Genomic DNA, 20,383 nt, shown 5'->3' on the forward strand with positions numbered 1-20,383 from the left:
GGTGCCGGGCCCGTCGGGGCGGGTGCCGGGCCCGTCGGGGTGACGACTGTGGCGCGGCCCCGGGCGGTGCCGGCCTGGAGAGCCGCCATCACCCGACGCACCTCCTCGGGCGATCGGGGTGTCGGGGTGTCGTTGACGGTTGATCGGGGTCGGGATGCCGGGGTACGCCGCCGCACCCGGCGGGGCAGCCCGTCCAGCTCGTCCACCCCTTCGCTGCCGGCCGCACCGTCACCGGGCCCACCACCCGTGGCCGGATCGGTCGGCGGTCGCCCGCCAGCTCCCGACCCGTTGGCGCCCGACCCGTTGGCGGCCGACCCGTTGGCGGCCAATTCGTTGGCGGCCGGCCCGTTCGTGTGCGCCGGGTCCGGCACCGGTGTGCCGGTCGGTCGGGCGGACGGGGCGTCGGCGGTGAGCGGGGCGGTGAGTGAACGGCTGCGGCCGGCCCGGGGCCTGGGCACGGCAGCGCGCCGGCCGGTCCGGGCCAGCCGCCGGTCGGGGGCGGATGGCGCGGCGTCCAGCCCGGCCGGGTCGGGGCCGGCCGGCGGCTCGGTGGTGATCAGGTCGGTGGGGATCAGCACCACGGCGGTCACCCCGCCCTTGCCGGACGGGCGCAGCCGCACCCGTACCCCGTGCCGGGCGGCCAGCCGGGCCACCACGAAGAGACCGAGGCGGGCGCTCTGCGCCGGGTCGAACTCGGGCGAGCTGGCCAGCCGGACGTTGGCGCTCTCCAGCGCCGCGGCGGACATCCCCAGCCCCTGGTCGGTGATCTCCAGCGCGTACCCGTTGGCCACCTGCTCCCCGGTGACGGTGACCCGGGTGTCCGGCGGCGAGAAGACGGTGGCGTTCTCGATCAGCTCGGCGAGCAGGTGGATGACGTCGCCGACGGCCCGGCCCAGCACTCCGGCCGGCTGCACGGCGGTGATGTCCACCCGGTCGTACGCCTCGACCTCGGAGCTCGCGCCCCGGATCAGGTCGACCATCGCGACCGGATTGCGCCAGCCGCGGCCCGGCGCGGAGCCGGCGAGGATGACCAGGTCCTCGGCGTGTCGACGGAGCCGGGTGGCCAGGTGGTCCACCTGGAACAGCTCGGCGAGTTCGTCCGGGTCCTCGGCGCGCCGCTCCATGCGGTCCAGCAGGTGCAACTGCCGGTGCACCAGGCTCTGGCTGCGCCGGGCGATGTTGAGGAAGACCTCGTTGAGCCCCCGGCGCAGGGTGACCTCGTCCACCGCGGCCTGCACCGCGGTGCGCTGCACCTCGGTGAAGGCGCGCCCGACCTCGCCGATCTCGTCGTGGCCGTATTCCAGCGGGGGCGCCTCCCGGGCGACGTCGACCTGCTCACCCCGGCGTAGCCGGGTCACCACGTCCGGCAGCCGGTGCTCGGCCAGCTCCAGCGCGGCGGTGCGGACGCCGCTGAGCCGTCGGACCAGCGTGCGGCCGACCCGCAGCGCCACGAGCACCGAGATCACCACGGCGACGAGCCCGAGCACTCCGGCTGCGGCCAACCGGACCAGGATCCGGACCGCCATCGGCACCGAGCGGTCGGTGAGCCCGTCGGCCTCGGCCAGCTCGAAGTCGCGGAGCTGCTGCTGCACCGCGTCGTGGCTGGCCTGCCAGGCCGCCGCGTCCACCGGTGGCCGGCCGGACCGGTTGGCCACGACCAGCGCGTCCTGCATGGCGCGGAGGCGGGTGAACGCGGCGCCCTCGGTCAACCGCTGGTACCCGGCCCGAGCGGCCTCGGGCAGGTCGGCCACCGCGCTCTCGGTGAGCCACCGCTGGTTGCCGATGGCCTGCACGAGCTGGGTGTGCTCCCCCTCGGCGAACCGGCCCGCCGCCAGCGCGCCGGCCAGCAGCGCGTCGGCCTGGCCGAGCAGCTCCCGCGAGCGGCCCAGCGCGGTGAGAGCCAGCGCCTGCCGGTTGAGGTCGGGCTCAGCCAGGTTCGCCATGCCGGCGAACGCCTGGAAGGCCGACGAGACCATGCCGCTGTAGAGCCCGATGGCGCCGGCCCGGTCCACCTTGCGGTCGTCGATGAAGTCCCGGCCGGCCGGCAGGGCCGCGAGGGCCGTGACCAGCTGGTCGACCCGGGCGTCGAGCAGGTCGTCGGCGGCGTCGCGCAGCTCCTCCCCGTCGACCCGGCGGCGCAGCTCGGCGACCGCCCGATCGGTACGCTGCCGCTGCTCGGCCAGGGCTGGCAGCTCCGTGGTGCCGGCGAGCTGCACCACCGAGAGCCGGCGTTCGCGTTGCAGCTCGGTGACCACGGTCTCGCCGGGGCGGCCCAGGTCGTACAGCAGGGTGCGGGCGGAGAGCAGATCCAGGGCGGGACCGAAGGTCAGCGTGGTGGCGAAGATCCACAACGCCAGTAGCGCGGTCACCGGCGCGACGACCAACGCGGTCAGCTTCGAGCGGATCGGCCAGTCGCGGGTTCTCATCAGACCTCGCCCGTGCAGGGGTGGCAGGAGGGGCGCCGGCACCGCCGGGCAACGCGCCGGCCGGCTGCGCCCGGCCACGAGGCCGGGCACCGGCGCGGGCGCCTTGGGCAGGATACGTAATCGCGAGGCGTTGCACTACTGCCTGTCGCGCCAACATGGACGCTCCGAAATGCGCTGGGCCCGGTACGACGAGCGCCCCACCATGAACCGGTGGGGCGCTCGGGGTGGTGCGTACGGCTCAGGCGTCGGCGGCGATGCCGAGCCCCTCGGCGACCCGCCGGCCGTAGTTCTCGTCGCACTGACTGAAGTGCCAGACCATTTTCTCCTGGATGTGCTTGTCGCACTGGGCCAGCAGCGTGGTCAGGTTCAGGATCAGGTCGTCGCGCTCGGAGTCCGCCATCTCGCGGAAGCGCCGGCCGGCCTGGGAGTAGTTGTTCTGCCGCTCGATCGGGGCCTTCATGACCTGCCCCGAGACGAACGGGCGGTACTCCCGGTAGGACTCGTCGGCCTCCTGGAGACCGGCGACCGAGGACGGCTCGAAGTTGATGTGCGGGTTGCCGCCCCGGTTGTCCACGCCGTACGACATCTGGCCGCCACCCTGGTTGGTGCTGACCTGGACGTCCTCGCGCGGCCGGTTGACCGGCAGTTGGAGGTAGTTCGGGCCGACCCGGTAGCGCTGGGTGTCCGAGTAGGAGAACGTGCGCCCGATGAGCATCTTGTCGTCGGAGAAGTCGATGCCGTCGACCAGCACACCGGTGCCGAACGCGATCTGCTCGTTCTCGTTGTGGTGGTCGGTGATGTTGCGGTTGAGCGTCATCATGCCCACCGGCAGGTAGGGGAACTGCTCCTCCGGCCAGATCTTGGTGTCGTCGAGCGGGTCGAAGTCCAGCTCCGGGTGCTCGTCGTCGCTCATGATCTGCACGTTGAGCTCCCACTGCGGGTACTCGCCGCGCTCGATCGCCTCGTAGAGGTCCTTGGAGGCGTGGCCCAGTTCGGTGGCCTGGATCGCGTCCGCCTCGGCCTGGGTCAGGTTGTGCTCGCCCTGCTGGGTCATCCAGTGGAACTTGACCAGCACGCCCTCGCCCCGGTCGTTGACGAGACGGTAGGTGTTGACCCCGGAGCCCCGCATGGTGCGGTAGTTCTTCGGAATGCCGTACGGGGAGAAGAGCCAGGTCAGCATGTGCATCGACTCCGGGGTGTTCGACATGAAGTCGAAGATCCGGTTCGGCTCCTGGCGGAAGGTCACCGGGTCCGGCTTCAGCGCGTGGATCACGTCGGGGAACTTGATCGCGTCGCGGATGAAGAAGACCTGGAGGTTGTTGCCCACCATGTCCCAGTTGCCGTCCTCGGTGCGGAACTTGACCGCGAAGCCGCGCGGGTCGCGGGCGGCCTCGGAGGAGTCCCGGCCGCCGATGACGGTGGAGAACCGGATGGTGACCGGCGTCTTCGTGCCCCTGGTCTGGAACAGCTTGGCGCGGGTGTACGTCGCCGCCGGTTGGTCACCGATCGTCCCGTACGCCTCGAACTCGCCGTGCGCGACGAAACCGCGCGCGTGCACGACGCGCTCCGGGATCCGCTCCCGGTCGAAGTGGCTGATCTTTTCCAGGAAGTGGTAGTTCTCCAGCGTGGCGGGGCCGCGCGAACCGACCGTCCGCTGCTGCTGGTTGTTGTGCACGGGGTGGCCCTGCCGGGTGGTGAGGATCGGCTTGCTGGCCTGTGGGTCGCTCATCGCTCTCCTCCAGTTGGGTGGTACGGCGCGGGCCGGCGTCACTCCACCCAAGCGCGTTTTCTGGAACGAGTCAAGTTTTGGTCGGACGCCGTGCTGTGGCCCTCGTCATCGCACGATCGGGAGCACGTACCTGCGACACCGGACACGGACTGTTGAGGAAAGTCCTCCGGATCGGGATTGGCGATCAGTGCGCGGAGGGAATACGGGGTGACGAAGGAGGAGCCATGTCGCCCACGCAGATAATCGTCATCGTGCTCGTCGTGCTGGTCATCGTCGCGGCACTGGCCGTAGCCGTCCGGGCGCTCGGCCGACGCCGCGCGCTGCGCAGCCGTTTCGGGCCGGAGTACGACCGGGTGGTGGCGGAGCAGGACAGCCGGTCCGCCGCGGAGCGCGAGCTGCGCGACCGGGAACGCCGGCACGCCGAGCTCACGCTCACGCCGCTCACCCCGGAGTCCCGGGCCCGCTACGCCGCCGCCTGGGAGGAGCTTCAGGTCCGTTTCGTCGACTCGCCGAGCGACACCGTGGGCGACGCGGATGAGCTGGTCACCCGGCTCATCGAGGAGCAGGGCTATCCGACCGGGGACTTCTCCGACCAGATCGCCCATCTCTCCGTCGAGCACGCCCGCACGCTGACCAACTACCGGGACGCGCACGAGATCCACCTGCGCAACTCCCGGGGCGAAGCCAGCACCGAGGAGCTGCGCCAGGCGGTCGTGCACTACCGGGCGCTCTTCGCCGACCTGCTCGGTGAGGAGCCGGTCGGAAACCGCCCGCCCGAACAGCGCCACCCGGACACCCCGCACGACGCCACGAGCCGCTGAGGAGGCCACCGAATGCCCCAGGAAGAGCAGCAGGTGAGCAACGACCATCCGGAGGCCGTCCGGTCCGCGCCGGTCGCGGTGCCGCCGGCCGGAGATCGGGCCGGTCGCGCGGACGTGCCCGAGGACGCCCTCGACGACCGGGGCACCTTCGACGACCCGTCGACCGCCGATGACCGGACCGACGAGGGCCGGTTCCATGAGCCCGGGCCGCTGCCGACCGTCTTCGGCGCCACCACGGTGGCCGATGCCGTGGCGGCGTCGGCGTTGGCCAGCCCGCGCCCGCAGGACCAGCCGGATCCCCGGGCCGAGCGGACCGCCGAGCCCGGCGACGGCGCCGAGGACGGCGAGCGTGAGGGTCTGCGCGCCGACCCCACCGCCGAACTGCACCGCCGGAACACCGATCCGGAGACCGATGATGCCCGGGCCGACGCGGACACCTCCACGCGGACCGTCGCCCCGCCGGGCAGCACGGACGGTGGGCCCGAGCGGCGCGGTGATCTGACCCCGCCGGGCGGCGATCGGAACCCGGCCGCCTACGGCAGCGCCACGCCGGAGATGGTCGACCCGGACGCCGTCTCCCCGGACGCCGACCCGGTGCTCTCCGCCGGCGCCGGCGCCTCGCTGGAGTCGGCCGGCACGTCGCGACCCGCCGGGTCGACCGTGGCGGCCGAGCCGGCCACGCTCCTGGACGCGGACGCGGCACAGCGTTTCCGGGACCGGTGGCGGGACGTCCAGCTGCGCTTCGTGGACGATCCGCAGGCCGCTGCCGGGGAGGCGCAGTCGCTGGTCGAGGAGGCCATCCAGGCGCTCGCGTCGGCGCTCGCCGCGCAGAAGAACGAGCTGGGCGGATGGCAGGACGCCGGCTCGGCGGACACCGAGCAGCTGCGGATGGCGGTGCGCCGCTACCGGGACTTCCTGGACCGCGTGCTGGGTCGCTGAGCGACACACCACGGGCACCCCGGCCAGCCGGCCGGGGTGCCCCCGCGCGCCCGGCGGTCACCACCGCCGGCCACCCGCCTGATCGACTCCGCTGGAGACCGCCCGAGCAGGCCTGAACTCCGCACGGCTCGGCACCAGGCGTGAAATCGCCCGCTCGGGGTAATAGGGCGCGCGCGCACCGAACGGGCGGATGAGGGGTGACGGGTGATGGACGACGGCGGCGGTCTTCGGCTCAACATGAACGGCCTGGACTACCTCATCCTGGCCCTGTACTTCGTCACCGTCCTCGGGGTCGGCTTCGCCGCCCGACGGGCCATCCGCACCAGCGTCGACTTCTTCCTCTCCGGCCGGTCCCTGCCGGCCTGGGTGACCGGGCTCGCCTTCGTCTCCGCGAACCTGGGCGCGCTGGAGATCATCGGGATGGCGGCGAACGGCGCCCAGTACGGCGCGATGACGGTCCACTACTACTGGATCGGCGCGGTGCCGGCGATGGTCTTCCTGGGCATCGTGATGATGCCCTTCTACTACGGATCCAAGGTCCGCAGCGTGCCGGAGTACCTGCGGCTGCGGTTCAACCGCCCCACCCACCTGCTGAACGCGCTCAGCTTCGCCGTCGCCCAGGTGCTGATCGCCGGCGTGAACCTGTACGCGCTGGCCCTGGTGATGCAGGCCCTGCTCGGCTGGCCGCTCTGGACCGCGATCGTGGTCGGCGCCGCGATCGTGCTGGCGTACATCACCATCGGCGGACTGTCCGGGGCGATCTACAACGAGGTGCTCCAGTTCTTCGTCATCCTGGCCGGCCTCATCCCGGTCACCGTGATCGGCCTGGTCAAGGTGGGCGGGGTGTCCGGGCTGATGGACGCGGTCCGCGACTCCAAGCTCGGGGAGGCGGGCCTGCACGCCTGGCAGGACACCGGCACCACCGCGAACCCGCTCGGCGCGCACTGGATCGGCATCGTCTTCGGCCTCGGCTTCGTGCTCTCGTTCGGCTACTGGACGACCAACTTCGCCGAGGTCCAGCGGGCGCTGTCGGCGAAGAACATGAGCGCCGCCCGGCGTACGCCGATCATCGCCGCGTACCCGAAGCTGTTCATCCCTCTGGTCACGGTCATTCCCGGCCTGGTGGCCCTGGTGACGGTGAAGGGTCTCGGCGCGGAGAGCGGCGACCTGCAGTACAACAACGCGATCCCGCTGCTGATGCGCGACCTGCTCCCCAACGGCGTGCTCGGGGTGGCGGTCACCGGCCTGCTGGCCTCGTTCATGGCCGGCATGGCGGCCAACGTGAGCGGCTTCAACACCGTCTTCACCTACGACATCTGGCAGGCGTACATCCGTCGCGACCGGTCGGACGAGTACTACCTGCGGATCGGCCGGTGGGCGACGGTCGGGGCCGTGGTGATCGGCATCGGCACCGCGTTCATCGCGGCCGGGTTCAGCAACATCATGAACTACATCCAGGCGCTCTTCTCCGTCTTCAACGCGCCGCTGTTCGCCACCTTCATCATCGGCATGTTCTGGAAGCGGATGACCGCGCTGGCCGGCTTCTGGTCGCTGCTGCTGGGCACCCTGGTGTCGCTGAGCCTCTACCTGCTCTACAAGGGCGGCGTCGTCCACTTCAACTCCGACCTGGAGGAGAGCTTCTGGGGCGCCGGCCTCGCGTTCGCCACGGCGGTGGTGGTCGCCGCGATCATCACCCCGCTCACCGCACCGAAACGCGACGAGGAGTTGCGTGGGCTGGTCTACGGCATGGGCGGTGTCGACCTGAAGGGCGACGTGCTCGCGGGCGACGCCGCCTGGTACCGCTCCCCCGTGCTGCTCGGCGTGATCGCGGTCGCGCTGGCCGCCCTCTTCTACATCCCGGTCTTCTAGGAAAGGGGTTGGCAGATGGACAACCAGGGCCAGCCGGCACAGGACCCGCTGATCGACGAGGCGCAGGAGGAGCAGCGCCGCTCGGCCGCCGCGCGGCTGTTCGACATCCGCCGCGTGATCGGTGGTCTCTTCGTGGCGTACGGGGTCATCGTGACGCTGATCGGCGTCTTCGACAGCCGGGCCGAGATCGACAAGGCCGAGGGCGTGCGGATCAACCTGTGGGCCGGCCTCGTGATGCTCGCCTTCGGCCTGTTCATGCTGCTCTGGCAGTGGCTGCGCCCGGCCGAGCCACCCGCTCCGAACGAGAAGGATCCCGGCAGTTGACCGACCGCGTACCCACCCGGTGGGCGTGGGGCATGGCCGCGGCCCGAGAGGGTACGCGAGGGGGATCAGGCAACGTGTCGGACACAGGAGGCAGCACCATGACCGATCGCGACCGCCGACCGCCGCTGGAGGAGAGCCCGGAGATGGCCGCCGCGGCGGACGATGACAGCACCGTTCCGCAGCTGCGAACCGGGGGCGGCCCGGACCAGGACACCCCGGCGTTCGGCGAGCCCCGCACCCGTCCGGACGACCTCGCGCCCGACACCGACGACCTGCTCGGCGACCCGTACGCCGCCGGCACCGGGGCGACCGGAACGGGCACCGGCGCCGGCGCGGACAACATCCGCACCGGCGCGGAACAGCCCTGGGAGCCGGAGGACCTGGTGATGGCCCGCGGGCAGGACCTCACCCCGGAGAACCTGGACCGGGCCCGCCGCGACCTGGCCGAGCAGGGCCGGGCGGCGATCGAGCGCACCGTGCCCTGAGCAGGGCGCACGAGGGGGTCCCCGATCCGACCGGGATGGTCGGACCGGGGACCCGGGGAACCTGCCGCCGGCAGTGCCTCACCTACCGCCGGCGGCGGGTGGGTGCGGGAGCCCGGTCAGAGCGCCGGGTACGCGTTGCGCATCAGCTCCTGGAACTGGGCGGAGAACCACGCGCCGGAGATCGGCGCGTTGGGCAGGGCGCCCGTGGCGCTGTTGCCGTTGCGGGCGTTACCGGTGTACGTCGGGTCGCACATCCGGTCGAAGCCCTTGCCCTCGTCGTTCGGGATCAGCTCGCTGGAACCGTCCGACTCGCCCGGAGGCTTCACCCAGACGTACGCGTCGATGCCCGGCTCGGGAGCCGACCTGGGCCGCTCGCCGAGGCCCGCACCGGACTGGTTGCACCAGTTGCCGGCGTGGATCCGACGGTCGATCCGACCACCGTTGACGTAGGTGTCGACGCTGGTCGTGGCGCCCGGTCCGGTGGGTCGGGCGGTGCCGCCCCAGCCGTTGCGGGAGGTGTCGATCAGCATGCCGATGTTGGCGTCGAAGCCGACCTGGACCAGCTTCTGCCGGAACGCCTGGGCGAACGACAGCTCGTCGACGTAGAAGTTCCAGTCGATCCACTTCGACTGTCGCACCGACGTGCCGTTCACCGTGTCAGTGATCTTGACGTACGGCTCACGCAGCGCCGAGTAGTTCGCCGTGTTGACGATGAAGCCGTGCACGTTGGCCACCGTGCTGCCGGAGGCGACCGCGGCGGTCTTCAGGAGATCGGCGGTCGGGCCGAAGTTGGTGTCCCAGCCGATCCAGCCGTGGTGCGCGGCGTCGATGTAGTTGTAGACGTTGCCGAGCGTGCCCAGCTTCGCCAGGGCGTAGCCGACGCCGTTGACGTACGCGCCGTTGGCCTTGACCGTGTCGCACATCGCCGTGCCGCCGGCCTGGCCGGAGGTGTTGGTCACCAGGTTGGGCAGCGAGTCGATCTCGATGATGTTGATGATGCGGATGTTCCGGTACTTCGGGTCGGCCTGGATCGCGGCGATCGGGTCGATGTACTCGGCCTTGTACCTGGGCAGGTCGTTCGGGCCCAGCTCACCGTTGGAGGCGAGCGCGGCGCAGTCCCGGCCCGGCAGGTTGTAGATCACGAACTGGATGTAGCCGGCGCCCTGGCGCAGCGCCTCCTCCAGGTGGTCCCGCACTCCGAACGCGCCGTTGGAGCTGCTGTCCGGGGTGCCGTTGATGGCGGCGATCCGGTCCAACCACACGGCGGTCGGGTTGTTCGAGATCCGGCTGCCGCCCGGCTCGGCGTCCGCCTTGGTCTTCCACTCGGGGTTCACGTATCCCCGGACCCCGGCGTACGGGTTGTCCACCTTGCTGCCGGTGGGAGGCGGCGTGGTCGGCGGGGTGGTGCCACCGTTGCAGGTCACCCCGTTGAGGGTGAACGAGGTCGGCTTCGGGTTGCTGCCGCTCCACGCGCCGTTGAAACCGATGCTGGTCGACGCGCCGGTGGCGAGGGTGCCGTTGTACGACAGGCTCCGCGCGGTGACCTGGCTGCCGGACTGGGTGAACTCGGCCGACCAGCCCTGCTGCACCCGCTGACCGGAGTTCGGGAAGGTCCACCCGAGCGTCCAACCGTTGATCGGGTCACCGACGTTCTTGATGGTGATGCTCGCGGTGAAGCCGCCGGGCCACTCGTTCGCCGAGTAGGCGATGTCGCACTGGGTCGCGGCCTGCGCCGCGGTGACGGGGATCGTCACCAACCCGCCGGCGACCAGGACACCCGCGCCGGCGAGCGCAAGGGCCCGGCGTGGGCCGGACAGCCTTCTCCACACATTCATGCCACTGATCTCCTTGGGCGAGACCGGGCCCGCGTACGGCCCGGCGAGACGGCCCGGTGGGCGTCCTGGACGGACGGCCTCCGGCGCCAACGGGATTCTTCGGGGGTGCCCGACCCGGACGGGCGGTGGTGGTGGTGAACGACCGCCAGGCGGTCGGTCGGCGGCGGGATGTCGTCCGGCGGACCGGATGCCCTCGACTCCCCTGCCTGCGCGGTGTGGCTCCCCGAACCGCGTGCGCCGATTCTTGCATGGGAGCGCTTCCATGGCAATGGCTCGATGCGTTCCGGCGGCGGCGCCCGACCCGAGTCGGACGATACCGCCGAGAGAGCGCGACCGGCGCGAGCGGAACCGGGCCGCCGGTACCGGATGTCCCGACCGGGCCGGCACAGCGGGCGCGGAACGCCTTGGGTCACCCGTCACGCTCCCACACGGCGTTCGACGGAGTGAAAGCCGCTTAGCACCCCTTCGCCACTTACCAACGGTAAAGGTCAAAACACGAATGTTTCCCTTCATAGTTCATGAAACGGTCTAACGTCGGTCTTAGCTCGGTTGTCGCCGGGCTCAGGACAACAGGGATGGAGTGACGCAGGTCATGGCTAAGAAGATGCTCGGGAAGGTCGTTGCGGGCGCCGCGCTCGGCGGTGCGGCGCTCCTCGTGTTCACGCCGGGGATCGCGTTCGCCGACGGGCACCACGACGGTGGCAAGGACCGTGAGGGCAAGGTTTTCGCCAAGCCGCACGTCGTCAAGGCTGGCGAAGAGGTCAAGCTCCTCGAGATCTGCCCGGATCGCCAGGAGCACGCGTTCGTGTGGTCCAAGGTCACCGGCAAGGTCAAGCTCAAGCCGGTGCACGACGACCGGGGCGACGACCGCGGCGAGTGGAACAAGGAGGAGAACTCCTCCGGCCACGACGACAAGGGCAAGGACGAGCACGGCAAGGACGACAAGAACAAGGACGAGCACGGCAAGGACGACAAGGGCAAGGACCAGAACGGCAAGGACGAGCACGGCAAGGACGACCAGAACAAGGACGAGAACGGCAAGGACGAGCACGGCAAGGACGACAAGGGCAAGGACGACAAGGGCGGCTACGAGAACGGCGGCCAGGGTGGCGGCGCTGCCGCCGACGCCAACCGCGACGAGGACCGCAAGGACGAGGACCGCAAGGACTGGAAGGGCGAAGAGCACGGCCAGGACGCGGAGAACAGCGGCGACAAGAAGGACTGGGAGTCCAAGGACGAAGGCAAGAAGGACTGGGAGTCCAAGGACGAGGACAAGAAGGACTGGGAGTCCAAGGGCCACGAGGAGTACGGCTCGGACGAGCGTGGCTCGGACGAGTACGGCTCCGACGAGTACGGCTCGGACAAGGGCTGGGAGTCCAAGGAGAACGGCTCCGACGAGTACGGCTCGGACGAGCGCGGCTCGGACGAGTACGGCTCCGACGAGTACGGCTCCGACGAGCGCGGCTCGGACGAGTACGGCTCCGACGAGCGCGGCGACTACGGCAAGGACAGCCGGGACGAGTACGGCTCGGACGAGCGTGGCGACAACGGCAAGGACAGCCGGGACGAGGACCGCTGGGAGAACAAGCGGGACTTCGTCTACTACGGCGAGGCCAAGGTCGACAAGGACGCCCGCCCGGGTCGCTACGAGCTCAAGGGCTCGTGCGGCGAGGGTGAGCTCGTCGTGCTGCCCCACGGCGGGGTCGACGGTGGTGACGGTGGCGCGAGCACCGGCACCGACCGTGGCCTGGCCACCGGTGGGGCGAGCCTGCTCGGCGCTGCCGCGCTGGGCGGGATCGTGCTGATGCGTCGTCGGCGGACCGATGGTTCGCTCGTCTGACGTGACGACGACACGGGCCGGCGGCCGTCACGGGAAACCGTGGCGCGCCGCCGGCGCGGTCGTCGTCGTCACCCTGGCCATGATCGGCGCTGGCATGATCGGCGCCTCGCTGAAGACCACGCCCTCTCCCCGCCCGCCGCAGCCGCTGGCCCAGGCCGGTCCCGAGGTCACCGGGCCGGCGGTCACCGGCACGGACGTCCCGCCGGTCGACGGCGAACCCGCCGCCGACGGGGATGTTCCGGCGGGATTGGCGCGGTCCGCACCGACCAGCATCGAGATCCCCAAGATCGGCGTCAACGCGACGATCATGTCGCTGGGCACCAACCCGGACGGCACCGTCCAGGTCCCCCCGTTGGAGCAGGCCGACCAGGCCGGCTGGTACGAGCCGGGCGCGAGCCCCGGCGAGACCGGTAACGCGGTCATCGTCGGGCACGTGGACTCGGCGAAGCTCGGCCCGGCCGTCTTCTTCGACCTCGGCTCTCTCGTCCCCGGCGACACCATCACGGTGCGGCGCGCGGACGGCAAGCCGGTCGCCTTCAAGGTCGACTCGGTGAAGTCGTACCCGAAGACGTCCTTCCCCACCGAGCTGGTGTACGGGCCGAACGACCGACCCGGCCTCCGGGTGGTCACCTGCGGCGGTCAGTTCGACCAGGCCGCCAAGAGCTACCCGGACAACGTGGTCGTCTTCGCCACCCTGGCGGGTTGACCCGCGACAGCGAACGCGGTCCGGCCGGCCGGGGTGACCCGACCGGCCGGACCGCGTCCGGCGTACCTGATCAGGCGGCGGCGGAGGTCCGCACCAGGGTGCGGATCTGGCGCAGCAGCACGGACAGGGCGGCGAGATCCGCCCGCGACTCGTCGAACTCCCCCATCGCCCGGCGCGCCCGGTGGATCGAGGTGGCGTTCGACTGCTCCCACTGCTGCACCCGCTCGTGCGGCGGCAGCTGATCCGGCGTGGAGTCGAGCACCTCCGCGGTGAGCGCGGCCAGCGCGGCGTACAGGTCGTAGCGCAGCGCCATCCGGGCCAACGTCTGCCAACGGTCCTCCCGCGGCAGCAGGGAGATCTTCGACAGCAGCGAGTCCACCCGGAACAGGTCGGAGAGCACGAAGTAGACCGAGGCCACCTCGCCCACGTCCCGCCCGCTGCGGGTCGCGGTCTCCACCACGTCCATCAGGCCGAAGCTGTACATCAGCCGGGTCGCCTGCTCGGCCAGCTCACGGGGCAGCCCACGCTCGGTCATCGAGTCGATGTGCGCCGCGATGGCCTGCCGCTCGGTGCCGTAGAACAAGTCCTCCAGCCCCGGCAGCAGCCGGGTCACCCCGTCGCGCAGCCGGGCGATCTCACCCGGTACGTCGATCGGCGAGCGCCGGTTGGACACGAGCCATCGCACCGCGCGGTCGAGCAGGCGCCGGGTGTCCAGGTAGACGCTGGTCTGCAGCTCCGGCGAGACCTTGTTGTCCAGCGCCTCGACCGCGTCCCACAGCTCACGCAGCCCGAACACCTCGCTGACCACCACGTAGGCCCGGATCACGTCGGCCGCGCTGGCCGCGGTCTCCTCGACCACCCGGAAGACGAACGAGATGCCGCCCCGGTTGATCGCCTCGTTGACCAGCACGGTGGTGACGATGTCCCGGCGCAGCCGGTGCCGGCCCATCCGGTCGGCGAACCGCTCCCGCATCGGGGTCGGGAAGTAGTTGACCAGAACATCGGTCGTCCACTCCTCGTCGGCCAGCCCCTCGGTGAGGATCTCCCGCTCCAGGACGATCTTCACGTAGGCGAGCAGCACCGCGAACTCCGGCGCGGTCAGCCCGGACTCGCTGCGGACCGCCAACTCCTCGTCCGGCGGCAGCGCCTCCAGCGACCGGTCCAACGCACCGGAGCGCTCCAGATCATTGATCATCCGGCGGTGCACCGGGAGCAGCGAGGCGGCCTGGGCCTGGGCGTTGTTGATCGCCCGGGCCTGGTCGTAGTTGTCCCGCAGCACCAGCTCCGCGACCTCGTCGGTCATCTCGGCCAGCAGCTCGTCCCGGGCGGCGGTGGTCAGCTCCCCGTCGGCGACCGCGGTGTTCAGCAGGATCTTGATGTTCACCTCGTGGTCGGAGGTGTCCACACCGGCCGCGTTGTCGATGAAGTCGGTGTAGATCCGGCCACCGGTCAAGGCGTACTCGATCCGGCCGAGCTGGGTCCAACCCAGGTTGCCGCCCTCGCCCGCCACCCGGCAGCGCAGGCTGCGCCCGTCCACCCGGATCGCGTCGTTGGACTTGTCGCCCACCTCGGCGTTGGTCTGGCTCGACGCCTTGACGTAGGTGCCGATGCCGCCATTCCAGAACAGGTCCACCGGCGCGGTCACGATCGCCTTCATCAGCTCCTGCGGCGACATCTGCGTGACGTCGTCGTCCAGGCCGATCGCCGCCCGGACCTGCGGCGTGATCGGGATGGACTTCGCGGTACGCGAGAAGATGCCACCACCGGTCGAGATCAGCTCCGGGTTGTAGTCCTCCCAGGACGACCGGGGCAGCTCGAACAGTCGCCTGCGCTCGGCGTACGAGGTGGCCGCGTCCGGATCGGGGTCCAGGAAGATGTGCCGGTGGTCGAAGGCGGCCACCAGCCGGATGTGCTCGGAGAGCAGCATCCCGTTGCCGAACACGTCACCGGACATGTCGCCGACGCCGACCACCGTGAAGTCCTGGGTCTGGGTGTCCAGGCCCAGCTCCCGGAAGTGCCGCTTGACCGACTCCCAGGCGCCCCGGGCGGTGATGCCCATCCTCTTGTGGTCGTAGCCCGCCGAACCGCCGGAGGCGAACGCGTCGCCCATCCAGAAGTTGTGGGCCTTGGAGATCTCGTTGGCGATGTCGGAGAACGTCGCGGTGCCCTTGTCCGCCGCCACCACCAGGTACGGGTCGTCGCCGTCGTGGCGGACCACGTCGACGGGCGGCACGATCTGCCCGCTGACGATGTTGTCCGTGACGTCCAGCATCGCGCCGACGAACTCCTGGTAGCAGGCGACCGCCTCGTCCCGGTCGCCCGGCTTCTGCTTGAGCACGAAGCCACCCTTGGCGCCCACCGGCACGATCACGGTGTTCTTCACCATCTGCGCCTTGACCAGGCCGAGCACCTCGGTGCGGAAGTCCTCCCGACGGTCGGACCAGCGCAGCCCGCCCCGGGCCACCGGCCCGAACCGCAGGTGCACGCCCTCGAACCGGGGCGAGTAGACGAAGATCTCGAACTTCGGCCGCGGGGCCGGCAGGTCCGGGATGGCCTGCGGATCGAGCTTGAAGGCCACGTACGCCTTCGGCCGCCCGCCGACCGGCTTCTGGTAGAAGCTGGTCCGCAGGGTCGCCTCGATCAGCGTCAGGTACGAGCGCAGGATCCGGTCCTGGTCGAGGCTGGCCACGTCGTCCAGCGCGCCCCGGATCGCCTCGACCAGCTCACCGCTGCGCTGCTGGCGCTGCTCGGCGCTGAGCTCACCCGGCGCGAACCGGGTCTCGAAGAGTTCCACCAGCAGCGCGGCGACCTTCGGGTACGCGATGAAGGTCTGCTCCATGTAGTCCTGCGAGAAGACCGTGCCGGCCTGCCGCAGGTACTTCGCGTACGCCCGCAGCACCACCACCTGTCGCCAGGTCAGCCCGCCGCGCAGCACCAGCTCGTTGAACCGGTCCACCTCGGCCTCGCCGCGCCAGGCCGCCGCGAACGCGTTCTCCACGTGCGGGCGTACCTCGGCCAGCTCCTGGTGCCCCTCGGGCAGCATGAGGCCGAAGTCGTAGAGGTAGACCCGGCCGTCGACCCGGTCCACCTCGTACGGGTGCTCGTCGACCACCCGGACGCCGAGCGAGTGCAGCACCGGCAGTACCGCGGAGAGCATCATCGGCTCGCCGTACCGGTAGACCTTGAACCGGACGTCCATGGCCTCGACCAGGTCGGCCCCCGGAACCCGGGTGCCGGGCCGGGGGGCGAGCTGCTTGCGGAACAGGTGCATCTCCAGCTGGCCGGGCTCCTCCAGCAGCTCCAGCTTCGCCAGATCCTTCATCGCCTCGTACGGCGTGTGCCCGTCCTTGTAGCCCTCCGGGAACGCGTCGGCGTACCGGGCGAACAGGTGCTTGGCCTGCTCGTCGCCGAGCTTGCGTTCCAGCACCAGCCGGTAGTCGTCGTCCCAGAGGCGGGTCGCGTCGGCCAGCTCCTCGGCCAGCAGGTCGGCGTCGATCTCGCCGGGCGGCCGGGTCGGGTCGGTGCGGACGATGAAGTGGACCCGGGCCAGCATCGACTCGGTGACCCGGGTGGTGTAGTCCACCCCGACACCGTTCAGCTCGCGCAGCAGGATGTCCTGCATCCGTAGCCGGTTCTGCGTGGTGAACCGGTCCCGGGGCAGGTAGATCAGGCAGGAGATGAACCGCCCGTACGCGTCCCGGCGCAGGAAGACCCGCAGCTGCCGGCGGCCGGCCATCCGCAGCACGCCGATCACCGCGTGGTACAGGTCGTCGGTCTTGATCTGGAACAGCTCGTCGCGCGGGTAGGTCTCCAGGATCTGGAGCAGATCCTTGCCGGAGTGGCTGCGTCGGCTCAGGCCGGAACGGTCCAGGACCTCGGCCACCTTGCGGCGCACCACCGGCAGCTCCCGCACGCTGGTCCGGTACGCGGCGGTGGAGAACAGACCCAGGAAGCGCCGCTCGCCGATCACGTCGCCGGCCTCGTTGAAGATCTTGAAGCCGATGTAGTCCAGGTACGCCGAGCGGTGCACGGTGGCCCGCGAGTTGGCCTTGGTGATGATGAGCAGGCGCTTCTCCAGCACCTTCTCGTGGGCCTCCGGCGTCATCGAGGACAGCGAACGGGCCTCCGGGGAATCCGACCGCAGGATGCCGAGACCGGTGCCGAGCACCGCCTCCAGCGCTTGGCCGTCGACCACGTCCGAGCCCTCGCCGCCCGGCGCGTCCACCAACCGGTACTCACGGTAGCCAAGGAAGGTGAAGTGGTCCTGGGCGAGCCAGCGCAGCAGCTCCACCGAGTCGGTGATGTCCTTCTCCGGCACCGGCGGGCGGTTTTCGGAGGTTCGCGCGGCGGCCAGTTCGTCGGCCAGAGCCAGGGCGCGCTGGCGCATCTTCGGCCAGTCCTCCACCGCCTCCCGCACGTCGGTGAGCACCCGCTGCAACTCGCGGCGCAGCCGATCCCGCTCGGCCGCGTCCCGGACCGGGTCGATCTCGATCCGCATCCAGCTCTCGATGGTGTCGCCGGCGATCGCGTCGTCCGGCTCCACGTCCGCGGAGACCTCGGTGAGGCGGCCCAGCGGCTCGCGCCGGACCACGATCAGCGGGTGCACCAGGAGGTGCACGTCCAGGTGGTACGAGTTGAGCAGCGCGGTCACCGAGTCGACCAGGAAGGGCATGTCGTCGGTGACGATCTCGACGACCGTGTGGTGCTGATCCGCGTGCGGCTCGTGGATCCGCAGCTTCAGCTCCCCGGGCACCCGCTGCTGGGCGAGGTCCCGGTGCGCGCGGGCCGCGTCGAGCATCTCCTCCGCCGTGAAGCCGACCAGCTCCTCGTCCGGGGCGAACCGCCAGAAGCGTCCCACCAGGGTCGCCGCGTCGTGGTCGTCCCCGGCGAGCGCGACAGCCTGCGCCACCAGGCGCTCCGCGTTGGGCACCGGTTCGTCGAGATCGGCGTCCTCCACGTCGTCGGCCAACGCCTCCTTCGGCAGGCCCAGATCGTAGATTGTGTCGATGCTCGACCCGGTCAGCCCGGTCACTCCCGAGTCGAGACGGCCGTAGCCGTCCCCGTCGGTCGCCGAATCGAAGCTGTCATCGTCCCGGCCGGAGTCATCCTGCCGGAGGTCGGGTTCCGGTTTGATCGCCGGACGCCGGTCCATCGGTGCCACTCCCCTCGACCCACCGCGTTGTGGGTCACTCTGCCGCCCAGCCTAGGCCTACCGCTCTGCACCTTCGTCGGTGGACCACTGGCCGGACGTCCGGATCGGGACTCTGTCCTTTCACCCGTTGCGGGTCCGAGGCTGGCCGGTTGCGGGATACCCCGCCACGCGATGTTCATCACACGGGCGCGGTCCGTCTTTCCGCACGTCGGGCGGCACCACGGGACGCTGGGGACGGCGGTCGCGTACTACCGTGCAGGGGCAGTCCGAGATCGGAAGGACCCGCTCCATGCCCTTGTCGTACCCCCGGCCCCACCGGCCCAACCACCGGCGGAAACTCGCCGCCCTCGCCGCGACCCTGCTCAGCGCCGGGCTCCTGGCCGCCTGCTCGGGTGAGGACGGGCCGCAGCGCGACGTCGACGCGTTCCTCGCCGGCTGGCGCAGCGGTGACCTTCAGGCGGTCGGCCTGGTCGACCCGACCGGCGTCAAGCTGCCGGCGGCCGAGGTGACGCGGGAGATCAAGGAGCTCTCCGGCGAGCTGTCGGCCACCCCGCCCACGCTGACCCGCCGGGGCGAGCCGAAGATCACCGCCGACGTCGCGATCGCGCCCATCCGGGTGGAGTGGAACCTGCCGGGTGGCACCCGCTGGGCGTACGACCGGGAGGTGCGGCTCGTCCAGGGCAACGATGACCAGTGGCAGGTGATGTGGGAGCCCAGGCTGATGCACGAGCAGCTGACCAAGGGTGACCGGTTGGGGCTGCGCCGCGACACCGGCCCCCGGGCCGGGCTGCTGGACCAGGCGGGGCAGCCGATCGTGACGGCCCGTCCGGTGGTCCGGGTGGGTGTGCAGCCGAACCAGGTCACCGACATCAAGAAGCTGGTCAAGGACCTCGACGCGGGCTTCAGGGCGATCCGACCGGCCCTGGTCCCCGCCGTCGACCTGTCCGACCTGCCCGCGCGGGTGGCCAAGGCCGAGCCGGGCGCCCTCGTCGAGGTGGTGACCCTGCGCGAGGACGCGTACCGGCAGATCAAGCCCCGGATCTACGACCTGCCGGGCACGAAGTTCGTGTCCGACAAGCTCGACCTCGCGCCGACCCGGGAGTTCGCCCGGGCACTGCTCGGCTCGGTCGACCCGGCGCAGGCCGACGACCTCGCCGCGCACCCCGACCGGTACGTCGCCGGCGACCTCGTCGGGCACGGCGGTCTGCAGGGCCGCTACGACGAGCGGTTGCGCGGCGCGCCGGGGCTGACCGTCGTGGTCGAGCGGCCCGCCGAGGACGGCAAGCTGGCAGCCACCGGCACCGAACTGTTCCGCCGGGAGCCGCAGCCCGGCCAGCCGCTGAAGACCACCCTCGATGTGGCCGCCCAGAACGCGGCCGACGGGGCCCTGCGAGCCGAGCCACGCCGGTCCGCCCTGGTGGCGGTGCGGATCAGCGACGGCGCGGTGCTCGCCGCGGCCAACGGGCCCGGGCCGGCCGGGGAGAACCTGGCCTTCACCGCCCAGGTACCGCCGGGTTCGACGTTCAAGATGGTCAGCGCGTTGGGCCTGCTGGATCGCGGAGCGGTCACGCTGGACGGGCCGGTGAACTGCCCGAAGACCTTCACCGTCGACGGTCGGTCGTTCAAGAACTCGGACAACTTCGAGCTCGGCTCGGTGCCGTTCCGCACCGACTTCGCCAAGTCCTGCAACACGGCGTTCGCCGCGCTGGCGCCGAAGCTCGGCGGCGACGGGCTGGCCGCCGCCGGCCGCTCGCTGGGCCTGGAGGGTAAGTGGGCCCTCGGCACGGACGCGTTCACCGGCAAGGTGTCGACGGGCGGCAGCCTCGCCGAGCAGGCCGCGGCCTCGTTCGGGCAGGGCACCACGCTGGTCAGTCCGCTGGCGATGGCCGGTGCCACCGCCGCGGTCGCCCGGGGCCGCTTCGAGCAGCCGAAGCTGCTGATGGACCCGGCGCCGGCCAGTCCGGCCGCGGCCGGCGAGCCGCTGAAGCCGGAGTCGGTCGAGGCGCTGCGCACCATGATGCGCGAGGTGGTCACCACCGGCACCGGCAGCGCACTCAAGGACGTGCCGGGCGGCGAGGTGTACGGCAAGACCGGCACCGCCGAGTACGACGACAACCCGGCCCACACGCACGCCTGGTTCGTCGGCTGGCGGGGTGACGTCGCCTTCGCCGTCTTCGTGGAGAAGGGCGGCGCCAGCACGGCGTCCGCCGTCCCGATCGCCGAACGCTTCCTCCGCGCCCTCCCAACCCGCTAACCC

12 protein-coding genes and 1 pseudogene are annotated in these 20,383 nt (G+C 71.0%); 8 read left to right on the plus strand and 5 right to left on the minus strand.

The window, feature by feature from the left end; all coding sequences use genetic code 11:
• Both EAD89_RS02530 and EAD89_RS02535 read right to left on the minus strand, forming a co-directional pair.
• On the minus strand, positions 1-2,426 hold a 2,426-nt coding region (locus EAD89_RS02530; protein ID WP_121674543.1), incomplete at its 3' end, for a nitrate- and nitrite sensing domain-containing protein.
• Positions 2,427-2,664: 238 nt separating this feature from the next.
• Entirely contained in the window at positions 2,665-4,155 is a 1,491-nt protein-coding gene (locus EAD89_RS02535) for a catalase (protein WP_121674544.1), read from the minus strand.
• Between the two features lie 224 nt (positions 4,156-4,379).
• On the opposite strand from EAD89_RS02535, the gene EAD89_RS02540 reads away from it, so the two are divergent.
• The 5 genes from EAD89_RS02540 to EAD89_RS02560 all read left to right on the plus strand — a co-directional run bounded on the left by EAD89_RS02540 (position 4,380) and on the right by EAD89_RS02560 (position 8,593).
• Positions 4,380-4,976 carry a hypothetical protein gene (locus EAD89_RS02540; protein WP_121652534.1) on the plus strand — a complete coding sequence of 199 codons (597 nt, stop codon included), beginning with the start codon at positions 4,380-4,382 and terminating at the stop codon, positions 4,974-4,976.
• 12 nt (positions 4,977-4,988) lie between these two features.
• Positions 4,989-5,915 carry a hypothetical protein gene (locus EAD89_RS02545; RefSeq protein WP_121674545.1) on the plus strand — a complete coding sequence of 309 codons (927 nt, stop codon included), beginning with the start codon at positions 4,989-4,991 and terminating at the stop codon, positions 5,913-5,915.
• Positions 5,916-6,122: 207 nt separating this feature from the next.
• A complete protein-coding gene (locus EAD89_RS02550; RefSeq protein ID WP_121652536.1) occupies positions 6,123-7,784 on the plus strand; it encodes a sodium:solute symporter family protein in 1,662 nt (553 codons plus the stop codon).
• 15 nt (positions 7,785-7,799) lie between these two features.
• The gene (locus EAD89_RS02555; RefSeq protein WP_121652537.1) at positions 7,800-8,108 is read left to right on the plus strand and encodes a hypothetical protein; all 309 of its coding nucleotides are present in this window, start codon (positions 7,800-7,802) and stop codon (positions 8,106-8,108) included.
• A gap of 98 nt (positions 8,109-8,206) precedes the next feature.
• Entirely contained in the window at positions 8,207-8,593 is a 387-nt protein-coding gene (locus EAD89_RS02560; RefSeq protein WP_121674546.1) for a hypothetical protein, read from the plus strand.
• A 116-nt stretch (positions 8,594-8,709) separates the two neighbouring features.
• Here EAD89_RS02560 and EAD89_RS02565 read toward each other — a convergent pair whose 3' ends face one another.
• Together EAD89_RS02565 and EAD89_RS31290 are read right to left on the minus strand one after the other, a co-directional pair.
• The gene (locus tag EAD89_RS02565) at positions 8,710-10,428 is read right to left on the minus strand and encodes a glycoside hydrolase family 6 protein (RefSeq protein WP_121674547.1); all 1,719 of its coding nucleotides are present in this window, start codon (positions 10,426-10,428) and stop codon (positions 8,710-8,712) included.
• A 472-nt stretch (positions 10,429-10,900) separates the two neighbouring features.
• A pseudogene (locus EAD89_RS31290) lies at positions 10,901-11,866 on the minus strand (hypothetical protein); the annotation flags it as partial.
• Here EAD89_RS31290 and EAD89_RS31295 point away from each other — a divergent pair.
• Positions 11,797-12,105: a pentapeptide repeat-containing protein gene (locus EAD89_RS31295; protein ID WP_368666329.1), complete on the plus strand. Its 309-nt coding sequence runs from the start codon at positions 11,797-11,799 to the stop codon at positions 12,103-12,105. The pseudogene EAD89_RS31290 and the gene EAD89_RS31295 sit on opposite strands and share 70 nt — an antisense overlap.
• Before the next feature lie 164 nt (positions 12,106-12,269).
• Positions 12,270-12,974: a class F sortase gene (locus tag EAD89_RS02575; RefSeq protein WP_121652540.1), complete on the plus strand. Its 705-nt coding sequence runs from the start codon at positions 12,270-12,272 to the stop codon at positions 12,972-12,974.
• 70 nt (positions 12,975-13,044) lie between these two features.
• Here the strand turns inward: EAD89_RS02575 and EAD89_RS02580 are convergent, their stop codons facing one another.
• Positions 13,045-18,126 carry an NAD-glutamate dehydrogenase gene (locus tag EAD89_RS02580; protein WP_121674548.1) on the minus strand — a complete coding sequence of 1,694 codons (5,082 nt, stop codon included), beginning with the start codon at positions 18,124-18,126 and terminating at the stop codon, positions 13,045-13,047.
• Positions 18,127-18,415: 289 nt separating this feature from the next.
• Here EAD89_RS02580 and EAD89_RS02585 point away from each other — a divergent pair, with 289 nt between their 5' ends.
• Positions 18,416-20,380: a penicillin-binding transpeptidase domain-containing protein gene (locus tag EAD89_RS02585; protein ID WP_121674549.1), complete on the plus strand. Its 1,965-nt coding sequence runs from the start codon at positions 18,416-18,418 to the stop codon at positions 20,378-20,380.
• The last annotated feature ends 3 nt before the right edge of the window (positions 20,381-20,383 follow it).

The organism is Micromonospora sp. BL4 (assembly GCF_003667505.1).
GTDB lineage: Bacteria > Actinomycetota > Actinomycetes > Mycobacteriales > Micromonosporaceae > Micromonospora.

Coding starts and splice junctions, on each gene's coding strand:
- EAD89_RS02535 (WP_121674544.1), bottom strand. CDS start 4,155: ATGAGCGACCCACAGGCCAGCAAGCCGATCCTCACCACCCGGCAGGGC.
- EAD89_RS02540 (WP_121652534.1), top strand. CDS start 4,380: ATGTCGCCCACGCAGATAATCGTCATCGTGCTCGTCGTGCTGGTCATC.
- EAD89_RS02545 (WP_121674545.1), top strand. CDS start 4,989: ATGCCCCAGGAAGAGCAGCAGGTGAGCAACGACCATCCGGAGGCCGTC.
- EAD89_RS02550 (WP_121652536.1), top strand. CDS start 6,123: ATGGACGACGGCGGCGGTCTTCGGCTCAACATGAACGGCCTGGACTAC.
- EAD89_RS02555 (WP_121652537.1), top strand. CDS start 7,800: ATGGACAACCAGGGCCAGCCGGCACAGGACCCGCTGATCGACGAGGCG.
- EAD89_RS02560 (WP_121674546.1), top strand. CDS start 8,207: ATGACCGATCGCGACCGCCGACCGCCGCTGGAGGAGAGCCCGGAGATG.
- EAD89_RS02565 (WP_121674547.1), bottom strand. CDS start 10,428: ATGAATGTGTGGAGAAGGCTGTCCGGCCCACGCCGGGCCCTTGCGCTC.
- EAD89_RS02580 (WP_121674548.1), bottom strand. CDS start 18,126: ATGGACCGGCGTCCGGCGATCAAACCGGAACCCGACCTCCGGCAGGAT.
- EAD89_RS02585 (WP_121674549.1), top strand. CDS start 18,416: ATGCCCTTGTCGTACCCCCGGCCCCACCGGCCCAACCACCGGCGGAAA.